21 protein-coding genes and 4 pseudogenes are annotated in these 21,001 nt (G+C 67.2%); 13 read left to right on the top strand and 12 right to left on the bottom strand.

Features of this window, described 5'->3' with window-relative positions; all coding sequences use genetic code 11:
• The 3 genes and pseudogenes from CDN38_RS11080 to CDN38_RS11070 all read right to left on the bottom strand — a co-directional run.
• Nucleotides 1–265: pseudogene (locus CDN38_RS11080) on the bottom strand (bifunctional hydroxymethylpyrimidine kinase/phosphomethylpyrimidine kinase); the annotation flags it as partial.
• 98 nt (nucleotides 266–363) lie between these two features.
• Nucleotides 364–729: pseudogene (locus CDN38_RS11075) on the bottom strand (ethanolamine ammonia-lyase light chain EutC); the annotation flags it as partial.
• A 5-nt stretch (nucleotides 730–734) separates the two neighbouring features.
• Nucleotides 735–2,141, bottom strand: coding sequence for an ethanolamine ammonia-lyase subunit EutB (locus CDN38_RS11070; RefSeq protein ID WP_075509486.1), 1,407 nt, complete (start codon nucleotides 2,139–2,141; stop codon nucleotides 735–737).
• Between the two features lie 625 nt (nucleotides 2,142–2,766).
• Here CDN38_RS11070 and CDN38_RS11055 point away from each other — a divergent pair.
• Nucleotides 2,767–3,882: a glycoside hydrolase family 76 protein gene (locus tag CDN38_RS11055; protein ID WP_075509489.1), complete on the top strand. Its 1,116-nt coding sequence runs from the start codon at nucleotides 2,767–2,769 to the stop codon at nucleotides 3,880–3,882.
• On the opposite strand, the gene CDN38_RS11050 is transcribed toward CDN38_RS11055, so the two are convergent.
• Nucleotides 3,871–4,542, bottom strand: coding sequence for a VTT domain-containing protein (locus CDN38_RS11050; protein ID WP_075509490.1), 672 nt, complete (start codon nucleotides 4,540–4,542; stop codon nucleotides 3,871–3,873). The two genes, CDN38_RS11055 and CDN38_RS11050, sit on opposite strands and share 12 nt — an antisense overlap.
• Before the next feature lie 95 nt (nucleotides 4,543–4,637).
• On the opposite strand from CDN38_RS11050, the gene fbaA reads away from it, so the two are divergent.
• Entirely contained in the window at nucleotides 4,638–5,672 is a 1,035-nt protein-coding gene (gene fbaA, locus CDN38_RS11045) for a class II fructose-bisphosphate aldolase (protein WP_036411256.1), read from the top strand.
• 78 nt (nucleotides 5,673–5,750) lie between these two features.
• Here the strand turns inward: fbaA and CDN38_RS11040 are convergent, their stop codons facing one another.
• Nucleotides 5,751–6,569: an Rv0361 family membrane protein gene (locus CDN38_RS11040; protein ID WP_075509491.1), complete on the bottom strand. Its 819-nt coding sequence runs from the start codon at nucleotides 6,567–6,569 to the stop codon at nucleotides 5,751–5,753.
• Nucleotides 6,570–6,719: 150 nt separating this feature from the next.
• On the opposite strand from CDN38_RS11040, the gene CDN38_RS11035 reads away from it, so the two are divergent.
• Nucleotides 6,720–7,133: a DUF3151 domain-containing protein gene (locus CDN38_RS11035; protein ID WP_036411254.1), complete on the top strand. Its 414-nt coding sequence runs from the start codon at nucleotides 6,720–6,722 to the stop codon at nucleotides 7,131–7,133.
• A gap of 9 nt (nucleotides 7,134–7,142) precedes the next feature.
• On the opposite strand, the gene CDN38_RS30005 is transcribed toward CDN38_RS11035, so the two are convergent.
• Nucleotides 7,143–7,484 (bottom strand): hypothetical protein, encoded by a 342-nt coding sequence (locus CDN38_RS30005; RefSeq protein WP_201258248.1) that lies wholly within the window; start codon nucleotides 7,482–7,484, stop codon nucleotides 7,143–7,145.
• Nucleotides 7,485–7,535: 51 nt separating this feature from the next.
• On the opposite strand from CDN38_RS30005, the gene CDN38_RS30000 reads away from it, so the two are divergent.
• Nucleotides 7,536–7,802: a hypothetical protein gene (locus CDN38_RS30000; RefSeq protein ID WP_201258249.1), complete on the top strand. Its 267-nt coding sequence runs from the start codon at nucleotides 7,536–7,538 to the stop codon at nucleotides 7,800–7,802.
• Here the strand turns inward: CDN38_RS30000 and CDN38_RS32390 are convergent.
• From CDN38_RS32390 to CDN38_RS11015, 4 genes and pseudogenes are all read right to left on the bottom strand, one after another.
• A pseudogene (locus tag CDN38_RS32390) lies at nucleotides 7,733–7,987 on the bottom strand (GNAT family N-acetyltransferase); the annotation flags it as partial. The gene CDN38_RS30000 and the pseudogene CDN38_RS32390 overlap by 70 nt on opposite strands.
• Before the next feature lie 86 nt (nucleotides 7,988–8,073).
• A complete protein-coding gene (locus CDN38_RS11025; RefSeq protein WP_075509492.1) occupies nucleotides 8,074–8,979 on the bottom strand; it encodes a cation diffusion facilitator family transporter in 906 nt (301 codons plus the stop codon).
• Nucleotides 8,980–9,021: 42 nt separating this feature from the next.
• Nucleotides 9,022–9,801 (bottom strand): site-2 protease family protein, encoded by a 780-nt coding sequence (locus CDN38_RS11020; protein ID WP_075509493.1) that lies wholly within the window; start codon nucleotides 9,799–9,801, stop codon nucleotides 9,022–9,024.
• 10 nt (nucleotides 9,802–9,811) lie between these two features.
• Nucleotides 9,812–10,456, bottom strand: coding sequence for a peptidase M50 (locus CDN38_RS11015; protein ID WP_075509494.1), 645 nt, complete (start codon nucleotides 10,454–10,456; stop codon nucleotides 9,812–9,814).
• Nucleotides 10,457–10,543: 87 nt separating this feature from the next.
• On the opposite strand from CDN38_RS11015, the gene CDN38_RS11010 reads away from it, so the two are divergent.
• On the top strand, nucleotides 10,544–11,842 hold the full coding sequence (locus CDN38_RS11010) for an adenylosuccinate synthase (RefSeq protein WP_075509495.1): 1,299 nt from the start codon (nucleotides 10,544–10,546) through the stop codon (nucleotides 11,840–11,842).
• Complete coding sequence (locus CDN38_RS11005) at nucleotides 11,839–12,513, top strand: PaaI family thioesterase (RefSeq protein WP_075509496.1); 675 nt, start codon at nucleotides 11,839–11,841, stop codon at nucleotides 12,511–12,513. The genes CDN38_RS11010 and CDN38_RS11005 overlap by 4 nt, the downstream gene beginning before the upstream one ends.
• Nucleotides 12,514–12,518: 5 nt before the next feature.
• On the opposite strand, the gene CDN38_RS11000 is transcribed toward CDN38_RS11005, so the two are convergent.
• Nucleotides 12,519–13,853, bottom strand: coding sequence for a PPE family protein (locus CDN38_RS11000; RefSeq protein ID WP_099319371.1), 1,335 nt, complete (start codon nucleotides 13,851–13,853; stop codon nucleotides 12,519–12,521).
• 377 nt (nucleotides 13,854–14,230) lie between these two features.
• Between CDN38_RS11000 and purT the strand changes: the two genes are divergently transcribed.
• From purT to CDN38_RS10985, 3 genes are read left to right on the top strand one after another with little or no spacing between them, the layout of a single operon-like run.
• The gene (gene purT / locus CDN38_RS10995) at nucleotides 14,231–15,598 is read left to right on the top strand and encodes a formate-dependent phosphoribosylglycinamide formyltransferase (RefSeq protein WP_075509498.1); all 1,368 of its coding nucleotides are present in this window, start codon (nucleotides 14,231–14,233) and stop codon (nucleotides 15,596–15,598) included.
• Nucleotides 15,595–16,017, top strand: a complete 423-nt coding sequence (locus CDN38_RS10990) for a rhodanese-like domain-containing protein (protein ID WP_082276982.1) — start codon at nucleotides 15,595–15,597, stop codon at nucleotides 16,015–16,017. Before purT ends, CDN38_RS10990 begins: the two co-directional genes overlap by 4 nt.
• Before the next feature lie 21 nt (nucleotides 16,018–16,038).
• The gene (locus tag CDN38_RS10985; protein ID WP_075509563.1) at nucleotides 16,039–17,268 is read left to right on the top strand and encodes an O-succinylhomoserine sulfhydrylase; all 1,230 of its coding nucleotides are present in this window, start codon (nucleotides 16,039–16,041) and stop codon (nucleotides 17,266–17,268) included.
• 297 nt (nucleotides 17,269–17,565) lie between these two features.
• Here CDN38_RS10985 and CDN38_RS10980 read toward each other — a convergent pair whose 3' ends face one another.
• Nucleotides 17,566–18,981 carry an NAD(P)/FAD-dependent oxidoreductase gene (locus CDN38_RS10980; protein WP_075509499.1) on the bottom strand — a complete coding sequence of 472 codons (1,416 nt, stop codon included), beginning with the start codon at nucleotides 18,979–18,981 and terminating at the stop codon, nucleotides 17,566–17,568.
• Nucleotides 18,982–19,293: 312 nt separating this feature from the next.
• Between CDN38_RS10980 and lpqS the strand changes: the two genes are divergently transcribed.
• The 4 genes and pseudogenes from lpqS (at nucleotide 19,294) to CDN38_RS10965 (ending at nucleotide 20,991) form a co-directional block, all read left to right on the top strand.
• The gene (gene lpqS, locus CDN38_RS33535; RefSeq protein WP_456320260.1) at nucleotides 19,294–19,770 is read left to right on the top strand and encodes a putative copper homeostasis (lipo)protein LpqS; all 477 of its coding nucleotides are present in this window, start codon (nucleotides 19,294–19,296) and stop codon (nucleotides 19,768–19,770) included.
• A gap of 104 nt (nucleotides 19,771–19,874) precedes the next feature.
• Entirely contained in the window at nucleotides 19,875–19,973 is a 99-nt protein-coding gene (locus CDN38_RS32975; protein WP_233428352.1) for a PPE domain-containing protein, read from the top strand.
• A gap of 171 nt (nucleotides 19,974–20,144) precedes the next feature.
• Nucleotides 20,145–20,318 (top strand): annotated as a pseudogene (locus CDN38_RS32970) (PPE domain-containing protein); the annotation flags it as partial.
• Nucleotides 20,319–20,406: 88 nt separating this feature from the next.
• Nucleotides 20,407–20,991: a PE/PPE C-terminal domain-containing protein gene (locus CDN38_RS10965; RefSeq protein WP_099318951.1), complete on the top strand. Its 585-nt coding sequence runs from the start codon at nucleotides 20,407–20,409 to the stop codon at nucleotides 20,989–20,991.
• Nucleotides 20,992–21,001: the final 10 nt, after the last annotated feature.

The following is a 21,001-nucleotide window of genomic DNA, read 5'->3' as shown; positions in this document are numbered from 1 at the left end:
ATCCGTGCGCCAGTGCGCAGGCGAGCGCGCTGGCCAGCGTGTCGCCCCCGCCATGGTCATTGCCCGTACTCACCCGCGGCGCGTCGAACTCGTCAAAATCGGCCCCACCGTAAAGCAGATCGCAGCTGCGTTCCGACGACCGCAGATGCCCGCCCTTGACCAGCGCCCAGCGCGGACCCAGGGCATGCAGGGCCTTGGCCGCCGCACGCTGCGATTCGCCGTCCACCACGTCGATATCCACCAGCAGGCGCACCTCGTCCAGATTCCCACCGCTTCGGCTACACGTAGGCAGTACACCCCACAGCCAGACCGCAAAACTGCAGGTCACACCCCAACCCGTCACCAAACCAGGGGGAACTACGGGTTAGTGAGCGCGGCGGGTGAGAGCCCGTCGGCGAGCACGATGCCGATGTCCGCGCCGGTTTTCGGTACGGCGGACAAATCTTTTGGGCTGCGACCGAGGTCGGGCCGGCGGAGGTACTCACTTCGTGAGGTGGCCATACTTTGCACCTGCAGTGGCGCGCCCAGGTCGATTTCGCGGATTTGCTTGGTGAGGCTGTCGACATTGAGCGGGTCATGGACGGCGTCACGCGCGGCGGCGTGAGCGGCTTGGAACTCTAGGACGTGCCGCGTCGGTACCGAGTTTCCCGCACGTCCAAGTCCGATCCGTGCCTGGGTGGTGTCCCGCAACGGTGCCCAAACGTCTTCTGCGGGTGCGGAATCCGACATGCCCATCAACCGGAGGCCAGGGCGCGTAATGGCGAGTTCGCGAGATCGATAGGCAGAATTCGGCCGTTGGTGTCGGCCATGCCCAGGCCGGCCAGCCAAGCTTCGAATTCAGGCGCAGGGCGCAAACCCAGCGCTTGCCGCACATACAACGCATCGTGAAATGACAGGCTTTGATAGCCCAGCATGATGTCGTCGGCGCCGGGGACAGCGATAACGAAGGCGGCACCCGCTACGCCCAGCAGGGTCAGCAGCGTGTCCATATCATCCTGGTCCGCTTCGGCGTGGTTGGTGTAGCAGACGTCGACGCCCATAGGTAGGCCGAGCAGTTTCCCGCAGAAGTGGTCTTCGAGCCCGGCACGGATGATCTGCTTACCGTCGTAAAGGTATTCAGGTCCAATAAATCCGACGACGGTGTTGATCAATAGCGGCTGCAGCGCTCGGGCCACCGCGTAGGCCCGAGCCTCCAACGTCTGCTGGTCGACGGGCTTGCCACCCACGCCGAGGTGGGCTCCAGCCGACAGGGCCGACCCCTGTCCCGTCTCCAGGTACATCACGTTGTCGCCGACTGTGCCGCGGTGGAGTGATCGGGCAGCCTCGTTGGCTTCCAACAACATTGCGATGGTGACGCCGAAACTGGAATTGGCGCCTTCGGTGCCTGCGATCGACTGGAACACGAGGTCGACGGGCACGCCCCGGCCGATCAGTTCCATGGTGGTCGTCACGTGGCACAGCACGCACGACTGGGTGGGGATGCTGAAGCGTTGCCGGATGTCGTCAAGTTGGAAGAGCAGCTCCGAGGTTGCGTGTGGTGAGTCGGTGGCCGGGTTGATGCCGATCACCGCATCTCCGCATCCCATCAGCAGGCCGTCGAGCACCACCGCCGCGATTCCGCGAGGGTCGTCGGTCGGATGGTTAGGCTGCAGCCGAGTGGCCAACCTGCCCGGCAACCCGATGGTGGTGCGGAAGGCCGCGGTAGCGGTTGAGCCCGCGGCGACCAGAATCAAATCCTGGTTGCGCATTATCTTTGAGACCGCGGCAATCATTTCTGGGGTAAGGCCGGGGGCGATTGCGGCGATTCGTGTCGCGCTGTCGTCTCGGGCGGCCGTATCCAATAGCCAGTCCCGAAAACCGCCCACAGTCAGGTGGGCGAGCGGGCTGAACGCCTCGCGGTCGTGGCTGTCGATGATCAGGCGGGTAACTTCGTCGGTTTCATAGGGGACCACGACATCGGTGAGGAACGTGGTCAGGGGTATGTCGGCGAGCACCCATGCGGCCGCGGCACGTTCGGCATCATGCTCGGCGGCGCAGCCGGCGAGCTGGTCACCGGACCGCAATGGCGTTGCTTTCGCCATTACATCGACCAGACCATCAAACGTGTAGGTGGTACCTGCAACATTGTGTCGGTAACTCATCACAGTGTGCTCTCGGAATATTCGAATCCGGCCAATTCTTCGTCTGGGGAGTTGGCGACCAGTCGGTGCCGACTACAGAAGGCGAAATTGAGTATGGATGCTGAGAATACCCCGAGACGGTAAAGCGCAGCCACGCTGAACGACTCCACCACCATCAGTTGCGGCCGGTTCGACGGCACCCGCCGACGTCCTCTGACGTCCTCCGGCGTCGACGTTGTCGCCCTCCGCCGGGAGCATTCTCGACCCCGGACGGCGAATCGCACAGCCGGAAGCCGAAAACCGCGAAGTCATCGCGAATCTGAGCATGTCGGCAGCACATGGTTATTCCGACGGTGGAGGCGCCATCGCGCCGCCGGCACATCCGCGGTTGCGTCGGCACGAGCTAATCAGTTTGGGCCCCAAGCTGTTTCGAACGGTGCTGGGCACCGCGCTGATTGCGGCGGCCATAGTAGTGGCAGCATTGCATGGATCACGTTCGCACGATGTGAGCTTCGGAGACTAGGTAGCCGTCACAGACAACAGGGTGAGCATTACCTGCCCGGCACTCTTTACCCGCTCAATGGATGTTCCGTGGAATATCGGATCCGTCGCTGACCGTAGCCAGGGCTAAGGCAGGATTTAACCCATGGACCAGCTCTGGGCCAACCGGGCCGCCACCTCCGAAGCCGCCGTCACCCAGCGGCACCTCAGACGGCTTTGGGCGATGCCGGGGACGCAGCTGGGTGTGGTGGCCTGGCCAGCGGCCCGCAAAGACCGACTGTTCGGCACCTGGCACTACTGGTGGCAGGCGCATCTGCTGGATTGCCTGCTCGATGCGCAGCTGCGCGACCCACAGCCGCAGCGGCACATCAGCATCAACCGGCAGGTCCGCTCGCATCGGCTGCGCAACAACTTCTCCTGGACCAACAGCTATTACGACGACATGGCGTGGCTGGCGCTGGCCCTGGAACGCGCCGCCCGGATCGCCGGGGTGCAGCGGCGGTGCGCGCTGCCGAAGCTGGCCGCCCAGTTCGTCAACGCATGGGCACCCGAGGACGGCGGCGGCATCCCGTGGCGCAAGCAGGACCAGTTCTTCAACGCCCCCGCCAACGGCCCGGCCGGGATATTTCTGGCCCGCTATGACGACTGGCTGCAGCGTGCCCAGCAGATGGCCGACTGGATCGACCGCACGCTGATCGACCCGGAGACGCAGCTGGTGTTCGACGGCATCAAAGACGGGTCGTTGGTCCGCGCCCAGTACACCTACTGCCAGGGTGTGGTGCTCGGTCTGGAGACCGAATTGGCGGCCCGCACCGGCGACCAGCGCCACTTCGCCCGGGTGCAGCGGCTGGTGGCAGCCGTGGACCAGCACATGGCGCCGGCTGGTGTGCTGCGCGGCGCCGGGGGCGGCGACGGCGGCCTGTTCGCCGGTATCACCGCCCGCTACCTGGCGCTGGTGGCCACCACGTTGCCGGGCGACTCCGCCGACGACGTCGCGGCTCGCCGCAGCGCCGCCAAGATCGTGCTGTCGTCGGCGAAATCAGCGTGGGACTACCGGCAAACGGTGGACGGGTTGCCGGTGTTCGGGGCCTTCTGGGACCGTGACGCCGAGCTGCCCACCGCGGGCGGACAGCAGGCGCAGTTCGTCGCGGGAGCGGTGAACAGCTCCGAGATCCCGGAGCGCGATCTGTCGGTACAGCTGTCGGGCTGGATGCTGATGGAGGCCGCCCACAGCGTCGCCGGCGTCGGCTCACTCGGGTAGTGCGGCCTCGTTCCTTTCGCGCCGCCGTGACCGGTAGGTACGCCATGCCGCCGTCATCACCGGCAGCAGCGAGACGAACAGAATGCCCAGGATGATTTTTTCCAGGTTGTGGTGCACGAACGGCACGTTGCCCAGGAAGTAGCCGGCCAGCGTCGCACCCGCGCCCCAGGCGATGCCGCCGACGATGTCGAACGCGAGAAATACCGGATAGCGCATGTAGGACACGCCGGCGACCACCGGGACGAAGGTCCGCACGAACGGCGCGAAGCGGGCCAGGATGATCGTCCAGGGCCCGTATTTTTCGAAGAATGCGTGTGACTCGGTCACGTAGTGCTTCTTGAAGAACCGCGAATCTTCCTTCTTGAACAGCGCCGGCCCGATCCGGCGGCCGATGAAGTACGCGTTCTGATCGCCGAGCACCGCCACCACAGCTACCGCCGGGGCGAGCACCCCGATGGTGACCGGCGGGTTGGTACTCGCGGCCAACAGCCCGCCGGTGAACAGCAGCGATTCCCCGGGTAGCAGCGGAAACAGCAGGCCGGTCTCGATGAAGACGATGATCAAGATCCCGGGCAGCACGGCGGATCCGAAAACCCCGTCGGCGCCCAACCAGTACATCGGGTCGAGGATGTCCGGCAGGGCCGTCACGGCGGTGCTCACGATGTCCCAACATACCGGGCCAGACCCACCGGCCTGGACACAAACTGGTGAGTTGCAATACTGATTAGACCCAGCATTCTTCGAGGAGGAAGTTTATGCCCATTGCAACGCCCGAGGTCTACGCCGAGATGCTGGGACGTGCCAAGGAGAACGCGTACGCCTTTCCGGCCATCAACTGCACGTCGTCGGAGACCATCAACGCCGCGCTCAAAGGCTTCGCCGACGCCGGCAGCGACGGCATCATCCAGTTCTCCACCGGGGGTGCGGAGTTCGGCTCCGGTCTCGGCGTCAAGGACATGGTGATCGGTGCTGTCGCGCTGGCCGAGTTCACCCATGTCGTCGCGGCCAAGTACGCGATCAACGTCGCGCTGCACACCGATCATTGCCCTAAGGACAAACTCGACAGCTACGTGCGGCCGCTGCTGGCTCTCTCGTCGGATCGGGTGAGCAAGGGCGGCAATCCGCTGTTCCAGTCGCACATGTGGGACGGCTCGGCGGTGCCGATCGACGAGAACCTGGTGATCGCCCAGGAGCTGCTCAAAGCGGCGGCGGCCGCCAAGATCATCCTGGAGATCGAGATCGGCGTGGTGGGCGGCGAAGAGGACGGCGTCGCCAACGAAATCAACGACAAGCTCTACACCACCCCAGACGATTTCGAGAAGACCATCGACGCGCTCGGCGCGGGTGAGCACGGCAAGTACCTGCTGGCCGCGACGTTCGGCAACGTGCACGGCGTTTACAAGCCCGGCAACGTCAAGCTACGTCCCGACATCCTGGCCCAGGGGCAGAAGGTGGCGGCGGCCAAGCTCGGATTGCCCGAAGACGCCAAGCCGTTCGATTTCGTCTTCCACGGCGGGTCCGGCTCGCTGAAGTCCGAGATCGAGGAGGCGCTGCGCTACGGCGTGGTGAAGATGAACGTCGACACCGACACCCAGTACGCGTTCACCCGCCCGATCGCCGGTCACATGTTCACCAACTACGACGGCGTGCTCAAGGTCGACGGCGAAGTAGGCGTCAAGAAGGTCTACGACCCGCGCAGCTACCTCAAGAAGGCCGAGGCTTCGATGACCGAGCGGGTGATCGAGGCCTGCAACGACCTGCACTGCGCCGGAAAGTCGCTCGCCGGCTGATTTCCATTCCGCGAGCAGTCGCAGACTCGCACAAATCCGCCATGTCCGGTGCGATTGTGTGTCTGCTCGGCGTCTGAGTTAGTTGCTCGGAGACTGGCAGATCTTCCACTGGTCGTCGCGGAACTGCAGATCGAGGCTGCGTGTCGAGCGGACCTGCGGGTCGTAGGCCATGAACGTGGTGACATTGGCCTCGGCGTGTTGGCCGTTGACGACAACCTGGTCGATGCTGGCGATCACCGGATACTGCTTGGCCGCCGAAACCCGTCGATAGGTTTCGCTCCAGGAGCGTTCGTCGTAGTCCACGTAGCCGTCGCGGGTGGTGCCGCAGGTGATGCTGCGCAGCGTGGTCAGGTCGCCGGTCTGGATTGCCACGTCGAAGCTCTGAATGGTCTGCCGCACCTGGTCTTCCTGCGACACCTTCGAGTGCTTGCCGCGGGTGAACAGTACCGTGCCCAGGATGGCGATGGCCGCCACCGCCAGCACGATCACGACAATCGCCAACACCCAACCCCAGTTGCGTTGTCTCAACGGCGGCTTGCCGCCGCGAGGCGGAATCGACTGTGGCGTCGCGGTTTTCGGTGGTCCGCCGATCGGCGGCGGGGGACCGGGCGGTGCCGGGGAGGTGTGGAAGACCTCGGTGGCCGGCTCGGGAGAGGTGGCGATGACCTGGGTCTCCTTCGCGTCGAAGCCCGGCGCGGTAAAGCGGCGTTCGCGCGGCAGGTCCGCGTTTGCCGATCCCGGATTGTTCTCCGGGTCAGATGTGGAGATCACCACGGTCTCGGTTTCGGCGTCGTCGGGGATCAGAGGCTGGCGCTCGGTGCCTGCGGCGCCTTCATTGCCGGCCGACTGGCCCCCGGTTTCGGTGTCGCGGCGGTCGGGTTCGGGTGCGTTGGGCATAAGCGCTGTTGTCCTCCCGCTATCGAGTGGGTAGTTCGGAGCTTAGCGATTCGACCCCCGGTTCGCCTGATCGCCGAGGTGGGGCGGGGTCCTTGGGAAATGACCACCGGCCCTAATAGGGCGGATGGGCAAAGTTGCAGAATAGGCGTCATGACGCCGATGGATGATCTTCTAGGGCCTGATCCGATCCTGCTTCCCGGCGACAGTGACGCCGAGGCCGAGCTGTTGGCCGGAGAAAACCCGGGCATCGTCGCCGCCGCACATCCGTCGGCGTCGGTGGCCTGGGCGGCGTTGGCCGAGGAGGCGCTCGGCGACGACAAGGCCATCACCGCCTACGCCTACGCCCGTACGGGCTACCACCGGGGCCTGGACCAGTTGCGTCGCAACGGCTGGAAGGGCTTCGGTCCGGTGCCCTATTCGCACCAGCCCAATCGAGGCTTTCTGCGCTGCGTGGCGGCGCTGGCGCGAGCCGCCGACGCCATCGGGGAAACCGACGAGTACGACCGGTGCCTGGACCTGCTGGACGACTGCGACCCCGCCGCGCGCCCGGCGCTGGGCCTCTGACCGGGTTGGTCACCGCAGGTCATCGACGACGTAGATGTAGGCGGGTGCGTCGGGTCGGTGCATCGACACGCCGTACAACTCGGCTGTGAAGCCGCGACGGAGCATGCTCCGATACGCCAGGCCACGATTGAGGTTGACGCCCGCTTCCGCTCGGCGCATGCCCTGTTGCACGGCAAGCGTTTCGCAGGCATCCAACAACTGCCCGAAGACGTGGTCGGCTGGTGCCCTCGGGCTGACGGCGGCGAACTTGATGTAGCAGGTGTCGGCGCCGGCCTCGGTACCGGTGTCCAGGTGACAGACCGCGAATGCGTCCACCGAGTCGCCGCTACCGAGCGGCACGGTGTCGCCCAATTGCTGGGCGTCGACCGACTCAATTTCGGCGCTGACGCCAGGCCGGCGTAGATGTCGTCGGTCAAGGCACCACAGGCGTCGATCAGACCGTTCCGTTCGCCGGCTCCGGCCTGCGAGGGCCTGGTGAACGAGACGGCCGCCGGCTCGGCGGCTGTCGTGGCGAGCAGCCCGGTCAAGAACCGAGGCCAGAAGCCGAACTTCTGGTACAAGTGGATGTGGCCAGGGCTGTGGGCGAACGTGAAGAGCCCCGCCGCGGTCATGTTCCACGAGTCGATCAGATCCATCGTGGCGGTCATCAACTGCTGGGCGATGCCTTGATTCCACAGCTGCGGTGTCACTGTCAGCGGTCCGAAGAACGCGAAACTGCCCCACCTGGTCACGAAATTCGAACCCACCACGGCGCCGTTCACCTCGGCGGCGAGCGCGGCATCCGGATCGGCACGCCAACGCGTCCGGACGTACTCACGGTCCGCCCAGAAGGTCTGCGGGTCGGGCACCCTCATGAACGTCGCGAATGCTCGTCGGCAGATTGCGCTCGCCGTCGGCAGGTCGGCTTCACGCAGCGGACGAATCAGGCGATCAGTCATGGTTACAGGTTGGCAGCGCAGTATCCGGCATCCTCGGGCAGCTCCACCTGAACGGTGGCGTGCTTCAACCCCCGGGCATAGAGCAGCGCACGGGCGTCCCGCAGCACGGTGGTCAACTCGCCGCCGCTGGTCAGGTGCGCGGTGACCATGTCCTTACCCGGCGAAAGTGTCCACACGTGCAGGTCGTGCACGTCCGTCACACCGTCCACGGAGCCCAGCGCCGACCGAAGCTCCGACACGTCGATGTGGCTGGGCGACGACTCGGAAAGGATGCGCAATGCCGCGCGGGCCAGCGCCAGCGCCCTGGGCGCTACCCACAGCGCGACCAGCACGGCCACCACCACGTCGGCATAGGGCCAGCGCGTCGTGACGGTCACCACGCCGGCGATCAACACGCCGAAGCTGCCGACGGTATCGGCCACGACTTCCATGTAGGCGCCCTTGACCGCCAGACTGCCCTCGGAATGGGACCGCAACAGCATCGCCACGACGAAGTTGGCGACCAGGCCCGACAGCGCCACCACGATCATCGGCATCGCGGGTACCGCGGGAGTCTCGCGAAGCCGGTCCACCGCTTCGTAGAGGATGAACAGCGCGACCCCGATCAGCAGCACCGCGTTGGCTACCGCGGTGAACACCTCGGCTCGATGCCACCCGTAGGTGCGATCGGGTGACGAGCTGCCCCGCCTGGCCAGCACGACGGCGGCCAGCCCCATGAACACGGCGACGACGTCGGTGAGCATGTGTCCGGCGTCGGCCAGCAGCGCGATCGAGTTGATCAGCAGCGCCGTGGTCAGTTCCACCACGAAGAACGCCGCCAGGATGGCCGCGGCGATGACCATCCGGGGGATCATCCGAGAGGCGCTCGCCGCTGTAGTCATGTGACTGTGATCGTGACCGGCACCCATGGCCATCAATATATGCAGAATCAAGCATATATTGCAACGGGGTCAGATCCAGCGGCTCCAGAAGCGGGTCAGCGAATTGCCGGCCCCCGCGAGCACGTGCGGCACACCGGAGAAGTCGAAAAGCCAGCCCACCAGCCCGAACAGCGACTGGTTCAACACCGGCGCCAGCAGCACGAACAGCAGGATGAAGATGCCGAACTGTTTGGCCGGCGCCAGCGCCCGCTGCGTCTCCGGACTCAGATGCGGCTCCAAGGCGTCGTAACCGTCCAGGCCCGGGATCGGCAGCAGGTTCAGCACCAGCGCCATGATCTGCAGGAAGCCCAGGAACGCCACCCCGGCCCACAGCACCCAGTGGTGCTCGTCGTAGAGCAACCGGGTTGCGGTCAGCAGCAGCACCGCCAGCACCAGGTTGGCCGCCGGTCCGGCCAGGCTGACCAGGCTGCGACGCGTCGGCGTCATGAACCAGGTCCGCAGGTAGACCGCCGCGCCCGGCAGGCCGATTCCACCCAACGCGATGAACACCATCGGCAACAGCAGCGACATGGCCGGATGGCTGTAGCGCCGCGGGTCCAGCGTCAGGTAGCCGCGCACCGCGGCGTCGTGGTCGCCGAATCGCCAGGCGGTGAACGCATGCCCGAACTCGTGCAGGCACAGCGAGACCAACCAGCCGGCGATCACGAAGATGAACACTCCGGCATAGGCCAATGGCCGCACACTGGCCCCGGCCAGCCACGCCAGCGCCCCGCCAACGGCCGTCAGCGCGACCAGGCCCAGAAAGATCGGGCTGGGTCGCACCGACTCGTGCAGGCCGATCTCCCTCACCGGTCGAAAACTACCGGACCAGCAGCCAGCCTTCGACGTGGCGGTAGAACGCGGATCTGCGCACCGATCGGGGTGCCGCGACACCGTCGCGCACCACCGAGGCGCCGGTGGTGCCCAGCTGAGCGGCGCGTCCGCTGACCCAGCGGCGCCACGGTCCGGTGTCCAGGGCGGCCCGCAGGCCCGGCAACTCCGGCGTCGGCTCGATAAACACCCCGGCGACATCGCCGTCGAACAACACGGTGTCGTCGACGACGGCCTCGCCATGCAGCTGCGGCCCAGCGGCCGGCAACCAACCGGCCCAGCCGACGATCACCGTCCCGGTCTCGTCACGGATCAGCGGCACCCGATGGGCCGTTCCCCGCCGCGCCCGCCGCGCCGCACGGCGCCCGGCCGGCAGCCGATACACCCGGCAGGCTCGGGTGCGCCGCCGCGGCGCGTAGCCGATCTCGATGTCGAGCCGGTCGGCGCGCAGCAGCCGGGTCAGCACGCCGGCCAGGTCGGCGTCATCGCCGATCACGACGAGCCGCCGGTAGGAGCGCACTGCGGTGTCGAGGTCGTCGGGTCGGTGCGTCGGCAGGCCGGTCAACACGGCGGGCACTAGACGATCACCGAACACCAATACCGCGGTGCTGGGCGGTTTCGCCCCGTTATGCATGGTTCCTCGCAAACCGCTGGGTAGGGTAAGTCACCGGCTGGACCACAATAGGCGGGCACAACCCGCGAGAGCAGGTGGGAGCGCGTCATGCCGGCAATCGTCCTGATCGGCGCCCAGTGGGGCGACGAGGGCAAGGGTAAGGCCACCGATCTGCTCGGGGGGCGGGTGCAGTGGGTGGTGCGTTACCAGGGCGGCAACAACGCCGGGCACACGGTCGTGCTGCCGACCGGCGAGAACTTCGCGTTGCACCTCATCCCGTCGGGTGTGCTGACCCCCGGCGTCACCAACGTCATCGGCAACGGCGTGGTGATCGACCCCGGGGTCCTGCTCGACGAGCTGCACGGCCTGGAAGAGCGCGGGGTCGACACCTCCAAGCTGCTGATCTCGGCCGACGCGCATCTGCTGATGCCCTACCACGTGGCCATCGACAAGGTCACCGAGCGCTACATGGGCAGCAAGAAGATCGGCACCACCGGTCGCGGCATCGGACCCTGCTACCAGGACAAGGTGGCCCGCATGGGGATCCGAGTCGCCGACGTGCTCAACCCCGAACAGCTGGCCCACAAGGTCCAGGCCGCACTCGAATTCAAGAACCAGGTGCTGGTCAAGATTTACAACCGCAAGGCCCTGGAGCCGGCGCAGGTGGTCGAATCGCTGCTGGAGCAGGCCGAAGGGTTCCGCCATCGCATCGCCGACACCCGGCTGCTGCTCAACAATGCGCTCGATGCCGGCGAAACGGTGTTGCTGGAAGGCTCCCAGGGCACGCTGCTCGATGTCGACCACGGCACCTACCCCTATGTGACGTCGTCGAACCCGACCGCGGGCGGGGCGGCCGTGGGCTCCGGCATCGGGCCCACCCGGATCCGCACGGTGCTGGGCATCCTCAAGGCCTACACCACCCGGGTGGGTTCGGGCCCGTTCCCCACCGAGCTGTTCGACGAGAACGGCGAATACCTGTCCAAGACCGGCGGCGAATTCGGGGTGACCACCGGCCGGCGCCGGCGCTGCGGCTGGTTCGACGCCGTCGTCGCGCGCTACGCCACCCGGGTCAACGGCATCACCGACTTCTTCCTGACCAAACTCGACGTGCTGTCCAGCCTGGAAACGGTGCCGGTGTGCGTCGGCTATCGGATCGACGGAAAGCAGACCCGCAATATGCCCATGACGCAGAGCGATCTGTGTCGCGCCGAGCCGGTTTACCAGGAGCTGCCGGGATGGTGGGAAGACATCTCCGCCGCGCGCGACTTCGACGACCTGCCCGCCAAGGCTCGTGACTACGTGTTGCGACTGGAAGAGCTTGCCGGAGCACCGGTTTCGTGCATCGGTGTCGGCCCCGGACGGGATCAGACCATCGTGCGCCGCGACGTCCTGGCGGCCCGCCCGTGACGCATTATTCTTCGCTCGGCGCAGATGGGGGCCCAGCGGAAGATCCCGAATACCAGCACCACGGCGGCTTTCCGGAATACGGCCCGGCCAGTCCCGGCGCGGGTTTCCGCAGTTTCGTGACGACGATGCGCCGGTTGCAGGACCTGGCGGTGTCGGCAGACCCGGGTGACGACGTGTGGGACGAGGCCGCCGAGCGCGCCGCCGCGCTGGTCGAGCTGCTGGGTCCGTTCCAAGCCGAGGAAGGCAAGGGGCCGGCCGGGCGGACCCCCGATCTGCCCGGCATGGGCAGCCTGTTGCTGCCGCCATGGACGTTGACCCGCTACCGGCCCGACGGTGTGGAAATGACGGGTTCGTTCAGCCGCTTTCATGTCGGGGGCAACCACGCGGTGCACGGTGGCGTGCTGCCGTTGCTGTTCGACCACATGTTCGGCATGGTTTCGCACGCGGCGGGACGGCCGATCAGCCGGACGGCTTTCCTGCACGTCGACTACCGCAAGATCACCCCGGTCGATGCGCCGCTGGTGATGCGGGGACGAGTGACGCGTACCGAGGGCCGCAAGGCGTTCGTGTCGGCGGAGTTGTTGGAATTGGTCGACGCGCGCGGTTCCGGCGAGGCGACGTTGGCCGAAGGCACCGGCCTGATGGTGCGGCTGCTTCCGGGCCAGCCCTGAGGGAGCTATTGGCTTTGGCTCGGGTTGGGTGGCACCACGATGATGGTCGCCCCCGGGATCGCCGCCAGCGTCGCGGCCAGGTTGGCTACCACGCCGGGCGGTAGACCGGACGGCAACCCCGGGATGTTCGTGCCGGCGGCCGCCGGGATCGATGGTGCGTTCGCGGCGGGTCGGCCGGCCGCCGCGGCCCCGCCGCCCGCTGCCGGCGCCGCCGCTGCCGGGGTCGACGAGGAGGCGCCGCCCCGGGCCGCCAGGCCCGCCAGGCTGGTCCCGGCCAAACCCGCCGCCGCCATGCCCGTATATCCGTCGTCCGAACCACCCGTCATGAACATCGGTGTGGTGCCGGGGAACATCGCGGCGACTTGGCGCACCGCCGGCGGAAGCATCCAGCTCTGCGGCACCGAAAGCCCGCCGATACTGGCGGAGGCGCCGGAAATCGCGGCGATCGGCGGCTGGGGCGGGGTGGTGATCCGGCCCGGCGGAATCGAGCTCCTTCCCCGCGAAGGACCCGACCCGCCCCCCGCGGGGCTCTCGTCCGATTCCGGCGTGCAACCCGGGTTCTTCTCGTACTCGTCGACCGTGTCGTGGCGATAGACCTCGCCCAGCTGGGCTCCCGATACGGCCAAGGCGCCGCTCGCGACCAGCACGGCTGCGAGCACAAGAATGTCAAGATCCTCGAGGGGTCCAAGGGCTATGGAAGGGTCGATGGGTAAGACGGCTAGCGGGCCTGGTAAGGACGCCGCCGGGGCGGCTGCCGCCGCGGCCTGGGCAGCGGGTGCGGCGTCGGTCGCGGTTTCGCTCACCGGCTCGGTGCCGGTGGTTGTCGCCGGTGGGGCGACAAACGGCGGCAACTCCGCCGCAGCTGCCGAGCTGCCGGCGTAGCCGTCCATGGCGACAATGTCCCGAGCCCACATTTCGCTGTAGTCGGCTTCGCTGGCGGCGATCGCCGGCGTGTTCTGGCCGAAGATGTTCGCCCGCGCCAGCGAGATCATGGTGCTGCGGTTGGCCGCGATCTCCCCCGGGGGCACCGTCGCCGCATACGCGGATTCGTAGGCGTTGGCCGCGGCGACGGCCTGAGCCGCGGCCTGCTCGGCTTGGGCGGCAGTGGCCCTCATCCACGCCACGTAGGGAGTAGCCGCGGCCGCCATCGACAGCGCCGAGGGGCCCCGCCATTCTTGACCGGTGAGCCCGGAAATCACCGCGGAGTAGGACGCAGCGGTCGCGTTCAGTTCGTTGGCCAGTCGTTCCCAGGCCACCGCTGCTTGCAGCAGCGGGGCCGAGCCAGGTCCCGAATACAACCTGGCCGAATTGATTTCCGGCGGCAGTGCCGCGAAGTCCATTCCCATCGTCATCGCTATGCCCCTCCCGGGTCCGCTGCGGCGGTCTCGGTCGCATCGACGGCCGCACCCCCAGCCGGCGGTGTCATCACGAAAGACATGGACTTCTCCTTGACGGAATTGCGCGGTCCGCGAAGGGCCTTCTATTTCGGATGGCGCGAATGACCGCCCGCCACCCCCCCGACCCACGTGCTGATGGGCCAGGCAAACACCGGGCTGTGAGCAGGGTTACACAAAAGCGCGGCGAATGAGCGCAGAAGCGCCTTATCTCTTATCGAGCCCGCTATTACCGCGGGCAATAGCGCTCCCGGCCCCGTTCGGCGCCATGTCCGGCCCCTATCCTTGAGCAGCGGGACCACTACCGATGGAGAGGGTGAGCTGTGACTGACGGCTTGACCGAGGGACGGGATGAGCTCACCGGTAAGGACGAGCGGCCGGCGGCCGGCGACGGTGCGGCCCGGGACGACGCGACGACGGCCCTGGAGGTGCCGCCCGCCGCAACCGGCCAGCCGGCCGCGGCCGAGCCCGAGGGCAGGCCGCGGGTGCTGTTGCTGGGCTCGGGCGAGCTAAGCCGGGAGCTGACAGTTGCGTTACAAGGCTTCGGCGCAGAGGTGATTGCCGCCGACGAACGCCCTGATGCGCCCGCGCACCGCGTCGCCGACCAGGCGCTGGTCGTCTCCATGACCGATGCCGACGAGCTGGCGGCCCTCTTCGCCCGACTGCATCCGGACTTCGTGGTGACGCTCACCGACGCGGTCAGCGTCGACGCACTCGATGCTCTCCAAGCCGGCCCAGCCCGGCAGGCTCAGTCTGACGGTCGGTACACCGAGCTGGTGCCCACCGCCCGCAGCCTCCGGCTGACCCGCGACCGGGAAGGCCTGCGCAAGCTGGCCGCCGACGAACTCGGCCTGCCTACCGCGCCGTTCTGGTTCGTCGGATCGCTTGCCGAACTCCAGGCCGTGGCCGCCCACGCCGGATACCCGCTGATGGTCAAACCCGTCGCCAAGGTGAGCGGTCGGGAGCGGTCGGTGGTCCGCGGGCCCGACGAGATCGAGCGCGCCTGGCGCCTCGCGGCCGGCGATGAGGTCGCGGGCGCACACCCCAGGGTGTGGGTCGAGACGGTGGTCGATATCCAGGTCCTGGTCACCCTGATCGTGGTGTGCAGCGACGGCCCCGCGGGACCGGAAATCACGTTCTGTGCGCCGGTCGGTTATCGCGGCGCAGACGACCGGGGTGGCCCGGACCTGGAATGCTGGCAACCGCAGCAGCTGAGTACCGCCGCGCACGACGCGGCCAGGTCGATAGCCGCCCGCATCGTGAAGGCGCTCGGCGGACGGGGTGTCTTCAGCGTCGAATTGATGGTCAACGGCGACGAGGTGTACTTCGCCGACGTCACCGCGTGGCCGGGCGACAGCGCCTGGGTCACTCTGTGCAGCCAGCGGCTTTCCGCCTTCGAGCTGCAGGCCCGGGCTGTCATGGGCCTTGGGGTGGACACCTTGATGGTGTCGCCGGGCGCTGCCCGGGTGGTCGGCCCGGGCCGGGCCGACGCGGGCGTGGCGCCCAGTGCCGAGACGCTGATGGCCGCGCTGAGCGTCCCGGAAAGCGATGTCCGGGTGTTTACCAGTGCGCACCCCGGGAGGCCACGCAAGCTCGGTGTGGCGCTGGCTACCGCGGCCGACGTGGGGACCGCGCGCGGCCGCGCCCGAGACGTCGCTGACCGGCTCAGTATGCGAGACTCGGGCAAGTGAGCTACGCGGGAGACATAACGCCGCTCGAAGCATGGAAGATGCTCAGCGACAACCCTGAGGCTGTATTGGTGGACGTGCGGACCGCCGCCGAGTGGAATTTCGTCGGTGTGCCCGACTTGTCCAGCCTTGGCCGTGACGTCGTCTACATCGAGTGGAACACCGTCGACGGGGCGCGCAACCAGAACTTCGTCGCCGAACTGCAGGACGCCATCGCGCCAGCGGAAGGTCCGGGCGAGCGGCCGGTCGTTTTCCTGTGTCGCTCTGGTCATCGCTCCATCGGGGCCGCCGAAGCCGCAACCCGCGTCGGGATCACGCCGGCCTATAACGTGCTGGACGGCTTCGAAGGGCACCTCGACGCCGAGGGGCATCGTGGTGTCGTGGGTTGGCGGGCAATCGGATTGCCCTGGAGGCAGGGGTGATCCGGTGACGGGGTGGCGGCGATGACCGGCGAGGGTTCGGTCCGCACGCCCAAGCCGCTGCCCGACGGTGTCAGCCAGGCCACCATTGGAGTGCGCGGCGGGCTGTTGCGCTCGGGGTTCGACGAGACCGCCGAGGCGATGTATCTGACGTCCGGCTATGTCTACGAGTCGGCGGCGACGGCCGAGCAGTCGTTCAGCGGCGAGCTGGACCACTTCGTGTACTCGCGCTACGGCAATCCGACGGTGTCGATGTTCGAGGAGCGGCTGCGGCTGATCGAGGGAGCGCCGGCGGCATTCGCCACCGCCAGTGGCATGGCGGCGGTGTTCACCTCGCTGGGCGCGCTGCTGGCGGCCGGGGATCGGTTGGTGGCCGCGCGCAGCTTATTCGGATCGTGCTTTGTGGTGTGCGACGAGATCCTGCCGCGCTGGGGTGTGGAGACGGTTTTCGTCGACGGCGACGACCTTTCCCAGTGGGAGCAGGCGCTGGCCGACCGCTCCAAGCCCACCCGAGCGGTGTTCTTCGAGACGCCGGCGAATCCCATGCAGTCGCTGGTGGACATCGCCGCGGTGACCGAGCTGGCACATGCCGCCGGTGCAAAAGTGGTGCTGGACAATGTTTTTGCCACGCCCTTGCTGCAGCAGGGTTTTCCGCTCGGGGTCGACGTGGTGGTGTACTCGGGCACCAAGCACATCGACGGCCAGGGCCGGGTGCTGGGCGGCGCCATCCTCGGTGACAAGGAGTACATCGACGGCCCGGTGCAGAAGCTGATGCGCCACACCGGACCGGCGATGAGCGCTTTCAACGCCTGGGTGCTGCTGAAAGGCCTTGAGACACTTGCGGTTCGGGTCGAGCACAGCAATTCTTCGGCGTTGCGGATCGCGGCGTTCCTGGAAGCCCATCCGGCGGTGAGTTGGGTGCGCTACCCGTTTTTGCCGTCGCATCCGCAGTACAACCTGGCCAGGCGCCAAATGTCCGGCGGGGGTACCGTCGTCACCTTCGCGCTGGACGCTCCGGAGAGTGCGGCCAAGCAACGGGCGTTCGAGGTGCTCGACAAGCTGGCGCTGATCGACATCTCCAACAACCTCGGGGACGCGAAATCGCTTGTCACGCATCCGGCCACCACGACGCACCGGGCGATGGGCCCGGCGGGCCGCGCCGCCATCGGCCTGGGTGACGGCGTGGTGCGTATCTCGGTCGGCCTGGAAGGCACCGACGACCTGATCGCCGATCTGGACCGGGCATTGGGCTAGCAGCCTGGGTCAGTCACGTTGTTGGGATCAGGGAGTGTGCTCGACGCGCGAGTCTGCATCCAGGGCGTCCACTCTGCGCCGAGAGCGCTGCGGACCGCGATTTCGTCGCCCTCAGCGCAGAATGAAAACCTGACCCCGTTTAGGCTGCGCCGGACCCGCGTGAACGTCACGGATTATCGGTGGCGGTAGTGCCCGGATACTCGACAATCCGTTGGGGGAGTGAGGTTGTCGCTATGAAGCGGGCAGATCGGGCTGCGCCCGAAGTGGGGAGATGAAAATTGCGTGCGGCAACCTAACCTAACCGACCGCTCGCTGTTCGGCCTTTTCGGCCTGTTCTGCGGCGGCCAGCGCGCCTTCTTCGGCCCGCGCCTGGACATAGCGCATCGCCAGCCTGGCGTAGACCATCTGACTGGTGATGGCCATCTGCCCGCGGGTGCGGCCCAGGAAGGCCAGCCCCCAGGAGAACGCGGCGGCGATGCGATTGCGGTGGCCCACCAGGTACAGCAGATGCAGCAGCAGCCACGCCAGCCAGGCGAAGAAGCCGGCGAACTCCACCTTGCCGATCTTGGTGACGGCGCTGAAATGGGAGATGAGGGCCATGCTGCCCTTGTTGACATAGTGGAATGGCTTGCGGTTGGCCGGGTCGTCGTGGCCTTTCACCGCGTGCTTGATGATCGTGGTGGCATAGCGTGCCCCCTGGATGGCGCCCTGGGCCATTCCGGGCACATCGGGCACCGACATCAAGTCACCGACGACGAAGACGTACGGGTGTCCCTTGACGGTGAGGTCGGGCTCCACGATCACCCGTCCGGCGCGGTCGGTTTCGGTTCCCTCGGACTGTTCGGCCACCATCTTGCCCAGCGGGCTGGCCTGCACGCCGGCCGCCCACACCTTGCACGCGCAGTCGATGCGGCGCTCGGTGCCGTCTTTGTCCCTGACCGTGATGCCCTTGTAATCCACGGCGGTCACCATCGCGTTCAGCTGGACTTCGACGTCCATTTTCTCGAGCTTTCGTTGCGCCTTGAGACCCAACTTCGGGCCCATCGGCGGCAGCACCGCCGGCGCGGCGTCGAGCAGGATCACCCGGCATTCGCTGGGCGTAATGGTTCGAAATGCCCCGGCTAGGGTGCGCTCGGCGAGTTGGACAATCTCCCCGGCGAGCTCCACCCCGGTGGGGCCGGCCCCGACCACGACGAAGGTCAGCCGGCGTTCGCGCTCGGCGTGGTCGGTGGCCACTTCGGCGGCCTCGAACGCGCCGAGGATGCGGCCGCGCAGCTCCAGGGCATCGTCGATGGTCTTCATGCCGGGCGCGAAGATGGCGAAATCGTCGTTGCCGAAATAGGACTGCTGCGCACCGGCCGCCACGATGAGACTGTCGAACGGCGTGACCGTCTCCATGTCCATCAATTTCGACGTGACCGTCTTCGCGTTCAAGTCCATGCCGATGATCTCACCCAGCAACACCCGCACGTTCTTTTGGTTGCGCAGGATCAGCCTGGTGGTCGGGGCGATGTCACCCTCGGACAAGATTCCGGTGGCCACTTGGTACAGCAGCGGCTGGAACAAGTGGGTGGTCGTCTTGGAGATGAGGGTGACGTCGACGTCGGCCCGCTTGAGCGCCTTGGCCGCGGTCAGCCCGCCGAAACCGCTGCCGATGATGACGACGTGATGGCGCCTGCCGACGGACGAGCCTTCGCTGGGTGGGGGCGTCATGGTCCTCCTTCAGTTTTCGTCATTCTGCGACAGTCTCGGGGTCACTGCGGCGCATGTACACCGTACGACTTCGCCCGGGCTGACGTCGATTGTTTCCGGTCCCAACGGTGTGCCGAGCACCATCCGGGGTCCGGTTTCCGGTAGTATTCGGAAGCAAACCTATTGCCGGCCAGTCTCGTTCGTTTCGTGACGTTATCGGATGGGTGCGGTCGCGGTGAATGGCGGTGCCATTCCGCAGAACGGCGCAACGGTTGCAATATACGGGGCGGGGTATAGGTTGCCGCCGTGGACATCCGGTAGGCGGGCGCTGCCTTGAGGCTCCTTGGCCGGGCTGCGCTCATCGCGGCTCCGGCCGCGTTGCTCCTCGGGGCGGCAGGCGGTCATTGCGGGCTGCCGCGATGGGATTTTTCTGCGGCCCACCTATCACGGTCGCGCCCCGCGACGCCGACCGATCAGTTGGTGGTCAACGGGCAGCACGCGCAGCGTTCCGACGCTGCGGCATCGCTGTGTCCCGGCAAGCTGGCGACGGCCGTCCTGCCGCAGTCGGTCACGCCGGCCTTGGGTGTCGTCGCCGTGCTCGCGGTGGTCGGTCTGGTTGGTCTGCTCGTTGACCCGATGGTGTTCGGTGGGCGCAGTCCACCTGCCACGCCACCGTGCGTCATCTCCGGTCGGGTGCTCTTGACCCGGCTCTGCGTAGCGCGTCGCGGACCGGTCAAGCGGCCGCGCCCCGTTCACGGCTCGGCTGAAAACCGACAAGCGGTCTGTCTTCGGCGGTCGTCCTCTTTGTGATCGGCGTTTTCGCCGTCGCCTCAGGCGTCAAAGCTGCTGCGCGGCCCCGCATCTGACGTACAGCGCAGTGCGCGTAGAGCCAATTCAGTTGGAGGTCAAGAGAAATGGATTTCGGTGCGTTGCCGCCCGAAGTCACGTCGGCAAAAATGTATGCCGGCCCGGGAGCCGGGTCGCTGCTGGTTGCTGCGGCGGCGTGGCGGTAGCCGACGAGCTCTACTGCGCGGCGAACTCTTGCGCCGCGACCATCTCGGCGGTCACCGGCCAAACCTGGATAGGCAGGCCGCGGTGGCGATGGCCGCGGCGACGGGGCCCTACCTGGCATCGATGACGGCGACCGCCGACCTCGCCCGGCAGAGCGCTCTTCAGGCGCGGCCGTGGTGCCCCCGCCGCTGATCGCGGCCAACCGTGCCTTGCTGATGCTGTTGAGCGCGACCAACGTGCTGGGTGTCAACACTCCCGCGATCGCGGCCGTTGAAGCCCAATACGGGGAGATGTGGGCCCAAGATGCCGCCGCCATGTATGGCTACGCCGGTGCTTTGGCCGCGGCGTCGACCTTGACGGGTTTCGCGCCTCCTCCCGAGATCCGGCCGGGCTGGCTGACCAGGCCGCGGTCGCCGGCAGGAGGTCAACGCCTCAATGCTCGGCGCTATCTCGACGGTGCCCCTGGCGTTGCAACAACTCGCGCAGCCGGTAGCGGCGTCGAGCTCCGGATGGAACTTCGCGGAATGCCTGAGCCTGCTGACCTCGTTGACGTCGCCCGCCAGCGCGGCTGCCTCGACGATGAGTTCGACGATGTCGGCGATGTCCTCGGTGAGCTCGGTGGCAAAGCTTCTCAGTTCGTCTACCACCGCGGTGGCGAGCGAAGTCGCGACGCCGGGCTCGGCACTGTCCGGTGCCGGAACGGTGGCGCCGGCGGCAGGGTTGTTCACGGCGGGGACCGCATCGGCTGTCGCGGCCGAGGTGGGCAAGGCCGCGTCGCTGGGACCGTTGTCGGTGCCGCCGAGTTGGGTCTCGGCCGCCATGACGGCCAGCCCCGCGGCCGCGCCGTGGAGCGGCACCGCAGCCGTCCCGGCGGCCCAGTCAGGTGGGAGCGGAAACCTGTTGGGCGGGTCGCCGATTGCCGGAATGCCCGGCCGCGGTGGTGCGAGCGGCCTGAACGGCGCGACGTCACGGGCCGGGGCGCCCCCCACGGTGATGCCGCGCCCGCTGTTCGGCGGCTGAGGCGGCCGGG

This window comes from Mycobacterium ostraviense (genome assembly GCF_002705925.1).
Classification (GTDB): Bacteria; Actinomycetota; Actinomycetes; order Mycobacteriales; family Mycobacteriaceae; genus Mycobacterium; species Mycobacterium ostraviense.
The sequence above is the reverse complement of the archived record's forward strand: the minus strand, read 5'-3'. Positions and strand labels throughout refer to the sequence as shown.

What these genes read in the sequence shown, in the direction of transcription:
- CDN38_RS10965 (WP_099318951.1), top strand. Translation starts at nt 20,407, where the DNA reads ATGCTCGGCGCTATCTCGACGGTGCCCCTGGCGTTGCAACAACTCGCG.
- CDN38_RS11055 (WP_075509489.1), top strand. Translation starts at nt 2,767, where the DNA reads ATGGACCAGCTCTGGGCCAACCGGGCCGCCACCTCCGAAGCCGCCGTC.
- CDN38_RS11035 (WP_036411254.1), top strand. Translation starts at nt 6,720, where the DNA reads ATGACGCCGATGGATGATCTTCTAGGGCCTGATCCGATCCTGCTTCCC.
- CDN38_RS11000 (WP_099319371.1), bottom strand. Translation starts at nt 13,853, where the DNA reads ATGGACTTCGCGGCACTGCCGCCGGAAATCAATTCGGCCAGGTTGTAT.
- CDN38_RS11025 (WP_075509492.1), bottom strand. Translation starts at nt 8,979, where the DNA reads ATGGGTGCCGGTCACGATCACAGTCACATGACTACAGCGGCGAGCGCC.
- CDN38_RS11040 (WP_075509491.1), bottom strand. Translation starts at nt 6,569, where the DNA reads ATGCCCAACGCACCCGAACCCGACCGCCGCGACACCGAAACCGGGGGC.
- CDN38_RS11010 (WP_075509495.1), top strand. Translation starts at nt 10,544, where the DNA reads ATGCCGGCAATCGTCCTGATCGGCGCCCAGTGGGGCGACGAGGGCAAG.
- CDN38_RS32975 (WP_233428352.1), top strand. Translation starts at nt 19,875, where the DNA reads ATGGATTTCGGTGCGTTGCCGCCCGAAGTCACGTCGGCAAAAATGTAT.
- CDN38_RS10980 (WP_075509499.1), bottom strand. Translation starts at nt 18,981, where the DNA reads ATGACGCCCCCACCCAGCGAAGGCTCGTCCGTCGGCAGGCGCCATCAC.
- CDN38_RS11015 (WP_075509494.1), bottom strand. Translation starts at nt 10,456, where the DNA reads ATGCATAACGGGGCGAAACCGCCCAGCACCGCGGTATTGGTGTTCGGT.
- CDN38_RS11070 (WP_075509486.1), bottom strand. Translation starts at nt 2,141, where the DNA reads ATGAGTTACCGACACAATGTTGCAGGTACCACCTACACGTTTGATGGT.
- CDN38_RS10985 (WP_075509563.1), top strand. Translation starts at nt 16,039, where the DNA reads ATGACCGGCGAGGGTTCGGTCCGCACGCCCAAGCCGCTGCCCGACGGT.
- CDN38_RS30000 (WP_201258249.1), top strand. Translation starts at nt 7,536, where the DNA reads ATGTCGTCGGTCAAGGCACCACAGGCGTCGATCAGACCGTTCCGTTCG.
- fbaA (WP_036411256.1), top strand. Translation starts at nt 4,638, where the DNA reads ATGCCCATTGCAACGCCCGAGGTCTACGCCGAGATGCTGGGACGTGCC.